The sequence below is a fragment of the Advenella kashmirensis WT001 genome (assembly GCF_000219915.2).
Lineage (GTDB): Bacteria > Pseudomonadota > Gammaproteobacteria > Burkholderiales > Burkholderiaceae_B > Advenella > Advenella kashmirensis.
In genome coordinates, this window is the sequence record NC_017964.1 from 3,597,781 (window position 1) to 3,612,722 (window position 14,942).

Genomic DNA, 14,942 nt, shown 5'->3' on the forward strand with positions numbered 1-14,942 from the left:
ACGTCAATGGGCACTGACCGCCTGCCCAAGCCCTTTCGGCTTGCACAACGGACGTCCTTTTCGTAACGCTGAGTTCAACCTTATCGCCGGCACAGTAGGCGAGCCCTGATTGAATTTCGTGCCATTTTTATCCACGGTTACCGAACTCATTGATATCATGGCCAGATCTTCAACACAAAGTAGCCCCAGAACGCAATGTCCACCCTATCCCTGTTCCATCCCCGCAATCGCCATCAGGCCGCTACGATTTCACAGAGTTGATCAAAAGCATGCCGGAACTGGGCGCCTTCGTCCGGGCCAATCCCTATGGCGATCAAAGCATTGATTTTACCAATCCCGCCGCGGTCCAGGCGCTCAACGCCGCCCTGCTCAAAACCTGGTACGGTGTGACTCACTGGGATATCCCGGAAGGCTATTTATGCCCCCCATTCCGGGTCGGGGCGATTATGTGCACCATCTGGCCGACTTGCTGGCAGAACGCAATGCAGGCGTCATACCCCGCGGTCCGGCGGTGCATGTACTGGACATCGGCACTGGCGCCAGCGCGATCTATCCGATAATCGGCCATTTCGACTATGGATGGCGCTTTACGGGCTCGGACATCGATCCGGGTGCCGTCAAATCAGCACAAGCGATTATCCAGGCCAACCCTGCCCTGAGCGACGCAGCCGAAGTACGCCGGCAGAAGTCGCCAGCCCATATATTCAAAGGCCTCGTCGGCGTGAATGATCGCTTTGACCTGACACTATGCAATCCCCCCTTCTATAGCTCATCGGAAGAGGCGGCAAACAATTCGGAACGCAAATGGCGCGGTCTGGGCCGAGCGGGGGCACGGCACAAGCGACCATTGCTTAATTTTGGCGGTCGCGATACCGAGCTATGGTGCGAAGGCGGCGAGGCCCTGTTCATCAACCGCATGGCTGAAGAAAGCACGACAGTCCAGAAACAGGTGCTTTGGTTCTCCACCCTGGTCTCGAAAGAGTCAAATCTGCCCGAGGTCTATCGCAGTATCAAAAACGCCGGCGCACTCGATGTGCGCACAGTCGACATGGCGCAAGGCCAGAAAAAAAGCCGCTTCGTCGCCTGGACCTTCTTGAGGCGTGCGGATCACGAAGCATGGCACAGCAGACGCGAAGCGAATGCTATACGCAACGGCTAGCCGCAGCTGAGACTGGAAACTACATCATTGTCATCAACCCGCGAATCCGGACGCTGCGGGTTGTATTCAGGGGGCAAATGCCAATACTGAGTGAGCCCGGCGTATGGACGCAGATTCGATCAAGCCCCGAGAATCAAACCATGCACGATAAGCTTCTCAGCGCTCATGGTCGCGCCAAATCAAAACTAGACTGTAGGGCCGCTACCCGAAACAATTAACGTGGCGCCACAACTTGTCGAACTACCGTGGTGGGCTATACGTCTGCCATCAATCGAAGCCACTCCACCATCAGTGATGAATCCGTCCCCATGCTCTGGGCAAGTAATCCTGTCCCCGACGCGCGCTACCTTTCTGCCTTCAATCGTGAAAGCTGCGGTTGCCGTTGTTACCTCGCCACCATGAGTTGTTGGAGTACCTAACGTGGCAGCTGGGGTCGATTTGTTGTTCATTATGATTTTTTCCAAATGACAGAAAAGCTTTACTTATTATGTTGATCCAAGCTGATCCAACCCAGCGATTGAAACACTCGGTAGATCAATTCAAAAAAGAGACAGTAGCCATACCCAATCAGCAATCCATAGAACAAAAATATATAAACCATATCGAAAGATACGATAAGTGACGGATTGGTTAGCCTGTCTATATACAATCCTATATACCACCCACAAATAGCAATTACTATGAAAATTGGAGGTGATAGCCAGAACAATCGCCTTATTTTCTTATCTGTTCGATATTTACCAATTAGATAAAACATAGCAATGGCAAAAATTATATATTCGATTCCTGAAATGAATATGGACATTGTAAGCCACCAACCTAACGATGTTTTACCGAATATCGATATAATCAAGGGCGCAACTATTGGCAGAAACAATGTTGCTCTGTAGAAGTTTTTTAGAGTCATGTTAAGTTGACAGGAAAATCTAATTCAGTATTCACCCTCAGTATTAATCCATTTATTCTTTTTGAATACTTGAAAAACAAATTCGATAATCAAACAATAAATATATCCAAACAACAGGCCAAAGATCGAAAAGAAAAAGAATGGACCAACAGCATCGTCAACTGAAAAACTATACATTGGTTTAAAGTATTTCCATACGTAAAATGCCAGTTGCCAGCCAACGGTGCCAAAAATAATATATATAAATGGAGAACACCAGAATAATTTTTTTACTTCTTTTAACGATTCAAGGCGACCAATCAAATAAAAAATAAGGGCAGCAAAAAACAAATACTGTACACCACCAAAAACCAGTGACATCACAAGTAAATTGGATAATTTACCAGGACCCACCACTAACGATAGTACGTAAAACAATAACGGCACCAACCCTGGCAGACATAAAGTAAGTCGATAAAACGTCTTATGGTGCATATTCCATTTCCCATACTCCGTAAGTGTTTTCAACTTATCTCCACTGCTATAGCTGCTTTTCAAGAAATATATAAGGTCAATTTAAACCATTGTCATCGACTAATGAGACGCTAGCGCGGCTCGATATGCAGACTTAAGCAAGGGATCAGATTTCCAATCAGAGAAGTCTCGCTTGATTTGTTCAATGGTAAAAAGATGTTCAAGTATTCCCGTTTCTATGCATAATTTTACTGCCGGTGAACCGTCTATATATAGCTGCTTCAACCAGTTTTTTATTTCATAAATATAGCGTCGCGGTATTTGATCATCCTGAAAGACAGAAATAAACCACCGGGTAAAATCATGCGCCGCTGTGTACCGGGACAGGACAAAAGAATCTAGATCATCCGCCAGAGCTGAATCCTCCGTAATACATTGTTCATAGAACCTCAGGAATAGATCTTTGTAATCTTCGAACGCCAACGGCGGCTCAATACGACTCGTGTACACACGTTTCAATAGCAGAGAATATATCGCCCCGATTGTATTAATATCCTGAGACTGCCATCCAGCCAAGCACGACATTTCGCTTTAGTGTGTCGATGTTTGGAGATTCCGGATCTCCAAAGCTGGCTAAGATACAGTTTAAGTCCTCGTTCATTTCCATCCCTTACGATCCCGCAGCTGCGCCCACCAAGGCCGCTGGTATTGTAATTTGTGGTGCGAATATTACACCAACTACAAATAGCGCCCCGAGCCCAATTGCTACCAAGGCTCCCGTATTCGACTCTGAAGACTCTACCATGGGCGCCGGTTGTTCGTTTTTGTTATTTTGACAATCTTTGCAGTTCTTACATTTTCGCTCGAACAACGCCTGACATTTTGCGAAAGCTCTCCATAAATCACTTATCTCACCAGCATGCCTGCCACCTCCTCGTGGTGGAGGCATATGCCGATCCCAACCTTGATGAGAATTGATCATGCGTTCCAAAACAAACATTTTCCCAGTTATTTGTTGACAAGTGTCATTTTGAGTACACCCTGTAGATACGCCATCTGGTGGATGGTATGGACCACCAGGCGCTAATCCTAAAGGATCGGTAGACATAACAGGGTTCGCATTACCATATTGGTAGGTATTAAGCCCGCCCCTCAATCCAATTGGGTCCTGATTTATATATCGCCCCACTTCAGGATCATAGTACCGGAATCTGTTGTAATGCAGTCCCGATTCCTCATCGTAATACTGCCCTGGAAAACGTATGGGATTTTCAATCTCATTTACTATACGTTTTCCTAATTTCCCGTACACCGACATATCTGCGGCCCAGACTACTTTTCGAAAATCGTCATATATCTCTTGTGGCGTACCCAAATGATCCGTTACATAATGGTGTCTCCGATCAGACTTCAAACTAACAAGCGGTCCGGAATTATCGGGATGAGGTATATATGTAGTCGTTTGATCTGCATGTGTTTCGTGCCCGGTTTTTGTCTCTTGAATCATCCAGTCTCTATCCCACATAAAAAGCGTGGTTTTAATATTATTATCTGGTCTAGTATGGTGTTTCGCTATACGTCGGCCCAGCGCATCATAAACGTATTTCGTTACGCTGCCATCCGCATGTACGATTCTATCTAATTGGTGGCTTCCATCGTAATGATATAAATTCTGAACTGATTCGTGTTCATCCTTCTGATTAATCTCTGAATTTTCTGCTTCCCCCTGTGTCTGCATAGACGATAATTGTGATCGGGAAACCCTGTTTCCATGACCGTCGTATCCATATTCTATTTTTTCACCTGTCGGGGTGAGATCAGCAAATTTTAGTAAACGATCACCAGCAATGTGGCTGGTAATTTTTTGTTTAAAGGCACCTTTAATATCACCCTTTTCTATCGCCACCAAATTATGTGTGGGATCATAAGCGAAGTTTTCATACCACGCTCCAAGATTGTCTATATGTTGCACTACTTGAGTAACACGCGCTAATGCGTCGTATTCAAAAATCTTATTACCTCGGTACGCGTCGCGCAGACCAGTTAATTGGCCCGCTACATCATAGCTCCATGAGCGCCAATTGCGCGCTGGCTCCAGCGCCTGACCCTGCTTGTCTAGATTTTGCCAAAGATGCTTTTCTAAAAAACCGGCTTCACTAAATCTGAAATGGTGCGTTACGGGCCCTTGTTCACGAAGAATTTCACGATGCAACGCATCTCTCTCAAAATTAGCGAGCGTGTTATTGTTGAGTAGAATTTCGTGGACATACCCGCTGCCATAGCGTAGCCAACTTAAGGTGCCCACAATAGGCACTTGGCTACGAGTACGATTCCCCAGCGAATCAAATGTATGGTCTATTCTCCATACTCTTCCGTGATGCGCCTGAACCTCGGAAACCATCCGTCCAGCCGCATCATACTCGTAAGTCACTTGGCTGATACACTTTCCGGATGTTGAGTTTTGCGCTTGAGTCAAAAATCCTCGTTCATCATAACGATAGATGCTACGGTTGCCATCACTAACTGACCGTTCAATAGGTCTTCCTAAAACATCGTACACAATCCGTGTTGTAATTTGTCCATCTAGCCCGAAATCAACCCGTTCGATCAATTCGCCGGCAGCATTATATTTAAAGGTTTGACGTCGTCCATCGAATCCAATTTCTGTCTCTCGCCTTCCACGACTATCATAAGTATAGGTTGTCGACTCGCCTTTTGCGTTGGTAATTTTGATTAACCGCCCAACGACATCATATTCGAAGGACAAATTACCTTTTGCAGCGTCAATGCCCTGAATACGCTGATTGTATGCGTCCCAGCTAGTACACGTGATACGTTGCAACGGATCAGTCTGAGTTACTACCCTGCCAGCCTTATCATAGCCAGCATATGTCCAACCCATACCTGCAGGCTTACTGCCTACCAGTTGGCCCGACCGGTTCCAAGAATACTCGCTGACCTGCCCCAGCGGATTGGTCGTCGCAGTCAATTGGCCAAGAGAATCATATTGATACTTCGTCTGATTTCCGGAGCAATCCACATTGGATGCCAATTGTCCGGCCTCATCCCATTGCATCTTGGTGGCATTGCCCATGGGATCGGTGCGCGAGACCGGCAGGCCATTGGCATAGGCATAGCTTGTACTATGGCCCAGTGGATCGATCTCGCTGGCCAAGTTCCCCGCGTCATCATAGCTGCGCTGCCACACATGGCCTGCCGGGTCTGTGATCTGCACCGGTTGATTCTGTGCGTTATAGGATACGCTAGTCACGTTCCCTGCCGCATCGATCATCGATGTCGGGCTTCCAGCCGCGTTGTTCACAAACCGCGTGCTGCGTCCCAGCGCATCCGTATGGCCCGAGATGCTGCCCGTCTCATCGAAATGAATCTGCTCTACACTGCCGTCCGGATGCGTCACACGATCCACCGCCCACAGCCCGTTGTAGTGATACTCCGTTGTGTTGCCCAGCCCATCGGTAACCTGCGTCGTCTTGGAGGCAGGCAGATACGTAAAGCGTGTATCGCGCGTAATCATCGGCCTGGCCCCTGGCGCAGCCGCATTCTCCGCATACGCATAGGTGCGCACACATCGCGCCTGCGGCGTGTCGCCATCCCATTCAGAAACATGCACCGCGCCCGAAGGCGTGCGATACTCGGTCAGCAGGTGATGCGCATACCGGTAACGCCAGACACGACCGGCCCGGTCTACCGCAAGAACTAGATCACCTTGTTCATCATAAGAATAGCGGGCCAGTACCTGTCCGTCCTCATCGCCGGCCAGGTGCAACGCCAGAATCCGTCCCTGTGCATCCAGTTCACTACGCACCGTGTATCGGTTGTTGCGCACGTGTTCCAGTCCGCCTTGGACGGTGTACTTCAACTCCAGCCATTGTCCATCACGCGTCGTGACTCTATGCAGCTGCCATCGTTTAGGCTCTTTTGGGTGCTGCGCATAATGTTCTTCATTGCCATTGGTAAAGCGAATTCGGTAGCGCGGCTGCGAAGCATTATCTTCAATACGTTGCAGCGTGTATTTCTCAATCGGATGGAAATGTTCTTCACCCACAGCCAGGGTCGGGAAGTTCAACTGGCGGCCATCGGCATCGAAATACACCATGCCTGCCGCGCCTGTTTGATTTCCGTCGAGTAAGGCAGCTTCCAGGCCACGCCCAAATGCCCCTCTCTCTGGTCCGCGCTGCGATACATCCGGCTCCAGCGGATCGGCAATCGGCCCGGCAGAACAAAGTCATCCGTAACCAAGATCTTCTGCCCGGTGGCTACATCCACCGGATGCGGCGTTGTCGTGCGCTTGGCGCACTCGGCGCAATCGGCCTCGGTGACCGGCACCAGCCCTTGCGCATCGCCGCCCGTCATACTGATGATCGGCGCTTGCAGATAAATGCCTTTGCCCCGGATGCGGATTCCCGCCTCGTCAATCGTGATGACGCCACCCGGGCCAATCAGCTTGGCGTATTGAGCGCCTGACAAGCTCGCCTGGCCGCCATCGGTAATCCTAATCTGATTAGCGTCCGAACTTTCCACCGCGCCAGGCAATTGCGGCTGGAAATCCGGGGTGGCTACCAGCGGGCGCTCCTGTTCTTTTTGTACCGCAGTGCCCACGGCCTTGCCCCGCACCGTCACCGAGTACACATGCCCTACATCCGAGGTCCAGCTTTGCACGACCCGGTCGGTCCTGTCCATGCCCACCGTACTGGCCATCTGCAGGCCAATATTGCGCAAGTACAGCCCGCCTACATTCACGTTGTAGGCCATGCCGACGTTCATCATCTTGCCCAGCCCAACGCTTTGAACCGAAGCCAGATCGATTGTTTCCTGCTTAAAGCCGCCCGTACTCAGTTTCCAGTGCCAGCCGATTTTGTCGGTCTTGTTGTTGCCGACCGTCAGCGTATCGTCATTCTCAACCTCTACGTCCTGATTACGTTCGGCATGAATCCACAGCTGCTCCTGGCCCTTCTTGTCCTCAAAGCGAATCGCATTGGCTGTCTCATAATTTCCTGCCGGAGACGAACGCGAATACAGCCCCATCTGCGTGGCATTGTCCGGCAGTTTCCACGGCGGCATCATCGCTGCGTTATACACACGGCCTGTGATAATTGGATTGTCAGGATCCCCGTTCAGGAAATCTACAATGACCTCATCACCAATACGCGGTACCTGGATCGCCCCGAAATTACCACTGGCCCAACTGCTCGAAACCCGTATCCAACATGAACTGTTCTCGTCTTTCTTATCGTATCGGTCCCAATGAAAGTGCACCTTGACCTGGCCATATTCATTGGTCCAGATTTCCTTGCCTTCAGGGCCCACCACCACAGCGGTCTGTGGTCCCAGGGTACGCGGCTTGCGCGTAATGCGCGGCGGCCTGAACGGCAACGTGGCGCATTGCACAGTAAGATCGAACACGCAGCGGCGGCCGTTTTGTGCCGCCTCCTCAGGCGAGCTGACTGAATGGTAGTTGTTCTCTTTCAGATCATAGCGGGTGCCCAGCACCACATACTCGCGGTTTTCTTCTGTGCGGGGGCAGCGCACCAGATTGAACAGCGAGGCGGTGGCCACGCCCCGCGCCGTGCTGCGCAGCGTACGGGTATCACGGATGTGGTGTTGTTCCTGCATGCGCTGGCGTGCATAGCGCTCGCCTAACGGATTTTCGCCATAGTTGCCGGGCCACTCATACACTTCGGCCTGGTTATGTTCATGCTCCAGCTCGATTTGCTGGCGCGCGGCCAGGTCTGCCTTTGGTGTGGTGAAGTTATAGTCGTTTGGTGGTGTATTGTCCTGGCCTCAGGTCCTGAAACACCGCCACATGTGTCATATAGTCCTGCTGGGGCAGGGTCAGTTTGTCTTCGGTGAAATACGGTACGTGTTCGTAGCCGTCTACGGCCTTATGGCTCTGGATTTCGTCACTCATGACCAGCGTGTGCTTTTCCTGCTCATGACGAAAGTAATAATGAATGCCTTCGGCCTCCAGCAGCCTGCTCACAAACTGAAAATCAGTTTCGTCATATTGCACGCAATAGACGCGTGGCGCGTAACTTTCCACCAGGTCGAATTCAAACGCATAACCGTAGGGCGCCAGCACTTGCTTAATGGTCTCTGGCACTGACTGGTTCTGGTAGATGCGAAATTCTTTTTTGTGAGTCGCCAGCCAGAACCAGGGCACCACGCGCGCTTCGTACACAAAGTAACGATCCGTGTCGCCTTCCTGGCCTACCAGCGCAAAACTGGCGATCACGCCGTTGAGATGCCGGGGCGCTGCCGCCGTGTTGATGGTCAGCGTGAGTGACTTGCCAAGCAATGCCCTCACATCAACCTGCATCGAGCGATGCAGCAGGCGTACGGTATAGTCGGAAAGAGTAGACATTCCGTCCGCGCCTTGCATGGCGTCAAACAGAAATTCGGCATTATCCGCCGCAATAGAGACCCCGATCAGCCGGTCAGGGTTCATTATATTTATATTCGCAGACATCTAAATACTGGCAGGCCTGCGCTGCACCCGCCCCTTTTTATGTAGAAATGTTCTTATTTATTGAGAAACAACCACTTACGGCTATTATAAAGAGACAAGTTTGAAGGCTATACCTATTTTTACAAATTATTTCAATAGTCTCGGCGACCACGTTTTACAAACGCATGTATTCCGCAGTCTATCCGGAGAAGCCACGCGTGCCCACCAAAGCGTCCCCCACCTTCCCGACCTTCGACACCTCCGATTTCGGTGGTGCAGGAGGGCCGTTCTATTTCGATCTGGTTCGCTTGCAAGACCGGGATGACATTCCCCGTGCCTTTCCACATAGGCACAATTACTACCATTTGCTTTGGATGACGGAAGGCCATGGCGCACATATGCTGGATTTCGAGCAATTCGAGCTGCGCGCCAATACCGTATTTTTCGTATCGCCTGGACAAATCCATGCCTGGACGTCTTCCACACGCCCCAGAGGCTATGTGATTAATTTCAGTACTGAGTTTTTTGTGCAAATGTTGCCACGCTCCGACGATATTGCTCAGTTCCCCTTTTTTCATATCGCGCGTGACACGCCAGCGCTTTATCTTGAACAATCCCGGCACGATGAGCTACTGCCGTTGTTGTTTGATATTGAAAAAGAAGTGCTCAATCGAGAAGATGGCCGCTTCGACATTGTTCGTTCGTATTTGTTGATTCTCCTGACGCGGCTGCGGCGGCTTTATCCAATGAGCATCACCGAAGGCATGTCGCCACAAAGCTATTGCCTGACAAAACGTTTCAAATTGCTGCTCGATGAGCATTTTTTGGAATTCGGCCCAATCAGAGATTACGCCGCCAAACTGCATATTACTGATCGGCAACTGAACGACGCCATTAAACGAACCATGGGATGCACCGCCGGTCAACTGCTACACGAACGTATCGTACTGGAGGCCAAACGCCTGCTTAGCAATACCCACCTTAGTGTTTCTGAAATTGCCTTCCAGCTCAATTTTGATGACCTAGCCTATTTTTGCCGCTTTTTCAAAAAGCACACGCAACTGACTCCTGGCGAGTTTAAAAAACGTTACTCCGGGCCAATGGAATGAGGCACGGTGAAAAAGTACAACATAAGGTCGCGTAAGTCCTAACACCAGCGCAAAACCCCTATGTATAGTTTGTTCATAATTCAACCGAACCACCTTGTCGGGTTTGCACAAGGCGGCCATGCAAACCGCGTTATAAACTCGTAATAAAAATACAACCGGAGACAACACATGAAGAATAAGCTACTTAGTTGGATAGGAGTGATAACCCTGGGCTCGTGCTCACTCGCGCAAGCGCAGCAAGCGGCGGACTTTCCCAATCATCCCGTAAGGCTTGTCGTGCCGTTCGCTGCAGGCGGTGCTACCGACGTTATCGCGCGTACAGTAGGTCAGAAACTTTCCGAACAACTGCAGCAACCTGTCGTGGTAGAAAACAAGGCTGGGGCCAACGGCAATATCGGTGCAGTGCTCGTGTCGCGCGCCGAGCCCGACGGCTATACGTTGTTAATGGCAACATCCAGTCATGCCATCAACACCACGCTGTATCGCAAACTGGACTACAGCCTGACCAAAGACTTCGTGGGCCTGTCCAATTTGGCGTCGGTGCCGCTCTTGCTGGTGGTTAATACCTCGTTACCTGTCAAAACGCCTGCTGAACTGGCTGCTTACGCCAAGCAGCATGGGGCCGAAATCAACTATGCATCTGGCGGTACAGGTACTGCTGCCCATCTAGCGGGTGCACAATTTAGCACTTTAGTTGGTGCGAGCATGACCCACGTGCCTTATAAGGGCGGCTCTCTGGCACAAAATGATGTGATTGGCGGTCAGGTACAAACCATGTTTGCCAATCTGCCTGAAGTGCTGGCGCAGGTTGAAGCGGGACGCTTGCGTCCACTTGCCGTCACCGGCAATGTGCGGCATCCGGCATTGCCTGACGTACCCACATTTGCCCAGTCTGGCTACCCGCAGATAGAAGCCAAGTCCTGGTTCGGCCTGTTTGTACCGGCCGAGACACCTGCACCAATAGTGGCAAAGCTATCGGCCGCCATTGCCAAATCCGTGGCCGATCCTGCTGTACAAAAGCGACTGAAAGATCTGGGCGCCGATCCTATCGGAAACACCAGCACAGTATTCCAGCCTTTTGTCGCCGAAGAGGTCAAACGCTGGGGAACACTGGTCAAGCGTTCCGGCGCAACAGTGAACTGATTGCCGTTCATTCATTAAAAGGAAAATCATCTGATGCTTTACGACGTACGAACCTACACCTGCCGGGCTGGCACCTTGAAAAAACACCTGTCGCTCTACGCCCAGAGCGGGTTCGATATCCAGCGACATCACTTGGGCGAGCCGCTGGCCTACCTGCAAACCGAGACGGGCAACGTTAATAGCTATACCCATATCTGGATTTACCAGAATGCGGCCGACCGTGAACAAAGGCGCGCCACCTTACAGCGCGACCCCAAATGGCAGGACTACTTGATGGAAAGTGCGCAGGCGGGGTATCTTTTATCGCAAGAAACGCGCTTGATGGTGCCTACGTCTTTTTTCAAACCTTGATGGCAGATGACGATCAGGGTAGCAACACTAAAACGTATGACGCAGCCCCGCACTGAACAGTGTAGAAGTCAGGTCATCCTGCAAGAGTACATGTTTGGCATACGACCCATAAGCATACAGACCGGTTCGCTTTGAAATGCTATAGGTATAACCAAGTGAAAGGACTTGCTGACTTAATAAATTGTCTCCAACGAACGCACTGCTGGCGCTAGCGTTCGCGCCGTGCGTGGGATCAGCCATCTGCCAGGAGGCCCTGATCGAGCCATTGCCCAACGGGGCGACCACGCCGACCATATAGGAATTGACTTTTAGGCGCTTTCCGCTACATGGAAAATGGCCAGCAGCCACACAAGCGTGTATTCCACGAGCGCATCATTCCGTCGCAAGCGAAGTAGTAAGCGTCCGGTGAACACATATCGACGAACGGTCGGCTTCGGCGTGCGGTTACTGATCTCGGCGCTTGTCGTGCCGGGTGGCTTGCACTTTCCACAGCACGGAAAGCGGCGAAAAACCAATAGACAGCAGGCGCAATGCCTTCCTATACTGGGTGCTCATTGATCTGGAGTAGAGATCGACTCTGCACATCACGGCGCGGGTTATATCCCATCAACAACAACGATTTAGGAGGCATGCATGCCCTCGTTTTCTTCTCTGCTGCGTCGCGTCGAGTTAATGCGTGCAGCAGGTTCATCCGCATGGCTTAAAAAGCTGTTCCGTGTTGGCGCAGTGTCCTCCGTGTTGGTGACATCGCCCGGGTTTGCACAATCAGCGGCACCGGCGAGTCCTCCCCTGACAATGATCATCGGCTATCCGCCCGGCGCCATTGTTGATACGGTGGCTCGTCAGCTTGCAGGGGTTTTGGGCCCTATCCTGAATCGCACGATCGTGCCGGAGAATAAAGGCGGCGCGGCGGGTGCCATTGCTGCCGGGCAGATTGCCAAGACGCGCCCGGATGGGCACACCATTCTGTTTACGGCGTATACCTCGCTGCAGATAAGCAGGGCGCTGGAAAGAAACCTGGCGTTCGATCCGGTTGACGATCTGCAGCCGGTCGCGTCGGTGGGTCGGCCGACCACCTTGCTGCTGGTTCCTGCCGATTTTCCGGCAAAGACATTTGATGAGTTCTTGGCGTTGGTCAAATCACAGCCTAACCATTTCAACTTTGGGACCAGCGGGATCGGCTCACCTAACCATTTCGCCCTGGAGTACCTGAATGCCTCGTTCGAACTCAAGCTGACGCCGGTGCCGTACAAAGGCGCCGCACAAATGCTGACAGATATGTTGGGTGGCCGTGTGCAAGCAATCTTTAGCTCAACGTCCTTGGCAGCTGGCCATCTGCAAAGCGGAGCGGTCCGTGCGCTGGCAATCGGCTCACCCGATCCAAGTCCCGCCTTTCCTAATCTGCCCGTCATTGCGCAACATGGTGCGCCAGGTTTCAACGCGGCGGGCGCACTCGGGATCTTTGCCCCGGTTGGCACGCCCACGGAAACGTTAGCGAAGCTTAACGCGGCGATTCAGGAGGCGCTCAAAGATGAAGCCACTCAGCAACGGCTGCATGATGAGGGCATTGTTATTGAATTGCAGACTGTGGAAGATTTTTCCGCAAGATATCGTCAAGAGGCGCAAGATATTGCGACTGTTATCCGAGATCACGCGCTCAAGATAAATTGATTCGAATTTTTGGATGCTATGGACGTAATATGTTTCTAGATCCGTTGACCGCGCCCGGTTTTAAGCGTTCGTTGTTCAATGCCATTGTCGCACCGCGCCCCATTGGCTGGCCTTAACGGTTAAATGGCCCGTAGAAATCGCCAAAACTCCTTAACATGGCTTGCCGCCACTGCTGTGCTTACTCATTAGCATAGCGAATACAACTATACATGCTGTTGAAAAGCCAGCCCTACCGTTTTCGACGGTAACTCATCAAGCACAATCGAAATATTGGTGAACTGGCTTTCCCCTGATGTTTTCTTATCCCGTAATGGAACGCGCAGAGCTCCGCTCTATGAAAAAAACCCGGATAGAAAAATCAGCCTTTCACGTTCTGGTTAATCCAACCGATCAACCATTTACCTATCAGAATGCTATTTTTGTCCTGCATAAGCATATGTGACGCACCAGTCATGCCTAAATCGCTCAACATCACATTTTGCGCTTTGATTCCTGCTTTATTCGCTGCTTCTACGAATTCCTTGCATGCCTTTAGCCGCGGTTCCCAGCGTGGTGACTTGTTCACATAATCGCCCCAAAGAACCAATACTGGAATACCTTTCAGATAAGACAAGTCTTCATCTGCTGCAGGGCACGCGCCTGGTTCAATCGATACAATTGCACGGATACCAGCAGGGTTCAATTTTGCCGTCTGAAAGGGGAAAATACCAGATTGGGAGTGGCTAATAAGCACTGCGCCATTGATTTTCTGGGCCAGTTCAGACAATGCGGGCACGGTGGGCGTTGGGGTGGGTAATGCTCTTATCCAGTCTGGAACCATTTGCTTCCAGAACTCTGCCTGAGCATCTAGTGGGAATTGCATGCCTGGATAAACTTCTGGATATTTGGGCCCAAAGCGGAAAACCTCCCAGGCATCCTCCTGCGATACGTTATTTACCATCGGCAATTGCTTCGAAGGCAGGCGACCACTTTTGACTGCAATGAGGGTCGATGTATCGACGGCAGACCGACCTCGCGAGGCTTGGTCCACGACGTACGTAGAAAAACCATTCCGTACGAATAATTCATCCCATCCCATTCTGCCATCCGGGGTAGACTCCCAAGTCTTGCCGGTCAAGCAACAGCCATGGATTAAGACCACAGATGTATTTTTTGCATTTGTCGGTTTTTGGTAGTGGACATATACCTGGTCTACCGCAATTGTCCCCGATGATGAGTAGATGGGTAAGTTTGATACCGAATTTGATTTGATATTTTTTCCGCCAACAAAGAAGCTGCCTTGTTTAGCAATGGTCATCGGGCCCGTTTCAGTCTTATTGGATGCGCAGCCGAACAAAGAAATTGACACACCCAAAGTTGCCATCAATCCTAAATATTTCATTTATGTCTCCTTTTTATAATTACCGGAAATTCATAGCACACCTATTGTTCACTTTTTTTCGTCGCCTTGGTCATGGCTTGGATTGGAAAAAGTCAAAGCTCTAAGCTTTAAATACTATGCCTCATAAAGGCCAATAGTATAACTTATTGACATAATTATCAAAACAGAATAGCATTTCCAACAACAATTTGGATATACAAACTCGGTCGCTCACATCACGATTCAAACAGAGTGTGCAGCCGCGAACAAAGAACAAATTAATGAGGAGATTTTTGATGAGGCTTATTGCACATTTTTGGTTT

The 14,942-nt window shown here is 50.5% G+C and carries 11 protein-coding genes and 1 pseudogene; 5 read left to right on the forward strand and 7 right to left on the reverse strand.

What is annotated here, in order from left to right; all coding sequences use genetic code 11:
• The first annotated feature begins 269 nt into the window (after positions 1–269).
• A pseudogene (rlmF, locus tag TKWG_RS16870) lies at positions 270–1,159 on the forward strand (23S rRNA (adenine(1618)-N(6))-methyltransferase RlmF).
• A 185-nt stretch (positions 1,160–1,344) separates the two neighbouring features.
• On the opposite strand, the gene TKWG_RS22775 reads toward rlmF, so the two are convergent.
• The 5 genes from TKWG_RS22775 to TKWG_RS26175 form a co-directional block, all read right to left on the reverse strand.
• On the reverse strand, positions 1,345–1,608 hold the full coding sequence (locus tag TKWG_RS22775) for a PAAR domain-containing protein (RefSeq protein ID WP_014751995.1): 264 nt from the start codon (positions 1,606–1,608) through the stop codon (positions 1,345–1,347).
• 482 nt (positions 1,609–2,090) lie between these two features.
• Positions 2,091–2,573, reverse strand: coding sequence for a hypothetical protein (locus TKWG_RS16880; protein WP_148274567.1), 483 nt, complete (start codon positions 2,571–2,573; stop codon positions 2,091–2,093).
• Positions 2,574–3,189: 616 nt separating this feature from the next.
• Positions 3,190–6,636 carry an RHS repeat-associated core domain-containing protein gene (locus TKWG_RS16890; RefSeq protein ID WP_041709607.1) on the reverse strand — a complete coding sequence of 1,149 codons (3,447 nt, stop codon included), beginning with the start codon at positions 6,634–6,636 and terminating at the stop codon, positions 3,190–3,192.
• On the reverse strand, positions 6,603–8,267 hold the full coding sequence (tssI, locus tag TKWG_RS26170) for a type VI secretion system tip protein TssI/VgrG (protein ID WP_081489329.1): 1,665 nt from the start codon (positions 8,265–8,267) through the stop codon (positions 6,603–6,605). Before tssI ends, TKWG_RS16890 begins: the two co-directional genes overlap by 34 nt.
• Positions 8,268–8,289: 22 nt before the next feature.
• Positions 8,290–9,006, reverse strand: coding sequence for a type VI secretion system Vgr family protein (locus TKWG_RS26175; protein ID WP_014751999.1), 717 nt, complete (start codon positions 9,004–9,006; stop codon positions 8,290–8,292).
• 197 nt (positions 9,007–9,203) lie between these two features.
• Here TKWG_RS26175 and TKWG_RS16900 point away from each other — a divergent pair, with 197 nt between their 5' ends.
• From TKWG_RS16900 to TKWG_RS16910, 3 genes are all read left to right on the forward strand, one after another.
• A complete protein-coding gene (locus TKWG_RS16900; RefSeq protein ID WP_014752000.1) occupies positions 9,204–10,094 on the forward strand; it encodes a helix-turn-helix domain-containing protein in 891 nt (296 codons plus the stop codon).
• A gap of 168 nt (positions 10,095–10,262) precedes the next feature.
• Positions 10,263–11,237 (forward strand): Bug family tripartite tricarboxylate transporter substrate binding protein, encoded by a 975-nt coding sequence (locus tag TKWG_RS16905; RefSeq protein ID WP_041709608.1) that lies wholly within the window; start codon positions 10,263–10,265, stop codon positions 11,235–11,237.
• 33 nt (positions 11,238–11,270) lie between these two features.
• Positions 11,271–11,588 (forward strand): NIPSNAP family protein, encoded by a 318-nt coding sequence (locus TKWG_RS16910; protein WP_014752002.1) that lies wholly within the window; start codon positions 11,271–11,273, stop codon positions 11,586–11,588.
• Positions 11,589–11,615: 27 nt separating this feature from the next.
• Here the strand turns inward: TKWG_RS16910 and TKWG_RS27300 are convergent, their stop codons facing one another.
• Positions 11,616–11,936, reverse strand: coding sequence for a porin (locus TKWG_RS27300; protein ID WP_041709610.1), 321 nt, complete (start codon positions 11,934–11,936; stop codon positions 11,616–11,618).
• A 285-nt stretch (positions 11,937–12,221) separates the two neighbouring features.
• On the opposite strand from TKWG_RS27300, the gene TKWG_RS16920 reads away from it, so the two are divergent.
• Positions 12,222–13,259 carry a Bug family tripartite tricarboxylate transporter substrate binding protein gene (locus tag TKWG_RS16920; protein WP_014752004.1) on the forward strand — a complete coding sequence of 346 codons (1,038 nt, stop codon included), beginning with the start codon at positions 12,222–12,224 and terminating at the stop codon, positions 13,257–13,259.
• A gap of 358 nt (positions 13,260–13,617) precedes the next feature.
• Here the strand turns inward: TKWG_RS16920 and TKWG_RS16925 are convergent, their stop codons facing one another.
• The gene (locus TKWG_RS16925; protein WP_014752006.1) at positions 13,618–14,640 is read right to left on the reverse strand and encodes an alpha/beta hydrolase family protein; all 1,023 of its coding nucleotides are present in this window, start codon (positions 14,638–14,640) and stop codon (positions 13,618–13,620) included.
• Between the last annotated feature and the right edge of the window lie 302 nt (positions 14,641–14,942).

Excerpts from the sequence above, each read along its gene's own strand:
- TKWG_RS22775 (WP_014751995.1), bottom strand. The coding sequence starts at position 1,608 with ATGAACAACAAATCGACCCCAGCTGCCACGTTAGGTACTCCAACAACT.
- TKWG_RS16890 (WP_041709607.1), bottom strand. The coding sequence starts at position 6,636 with ATGGTGTATTTCGATGCCGATGGCCGCCAGTTGAACTTCCCGACCCTG.
- TKWG_RS26175 (WP_014751999.1), bottom strand. The coding sequence starts at position 9,006 with ATGTCTGCGAATATAAATATAATGAACCCTGACCGGCTGATCGGGGTC.
- TKWG_RS16905 (WP_041709608.1), top strand. The coding sequence starts at position 10,263 with ATGAAGAATAAGCTACTTAGTTGGATAGGAGTGATAACCCTGGGCTCG.
- TKWG_RS16910 (WP_014752002.1), top strand. The coding sequence starts at position 11,271 with ATGCTTTACGACGTACGAACCTACACCTGCCGGGCTGGCACCTTGAAA.
- TKWG_RS16920 (WP_014752004.1), top strand. The coding sequence starts at position 12,222 with ATGCCCTCGTTTTCTTCTCTGCTGCGTCGCGTCGAGTTAATGCGTGCA.
- TKWG_RS16925 (WP_014752006.1), bottom strand. The coding sequence starts at position 14,640 with ATGAAATATTTAGGATTGATGGCAACTTTGGGTGTGTCAATTTCTTTG.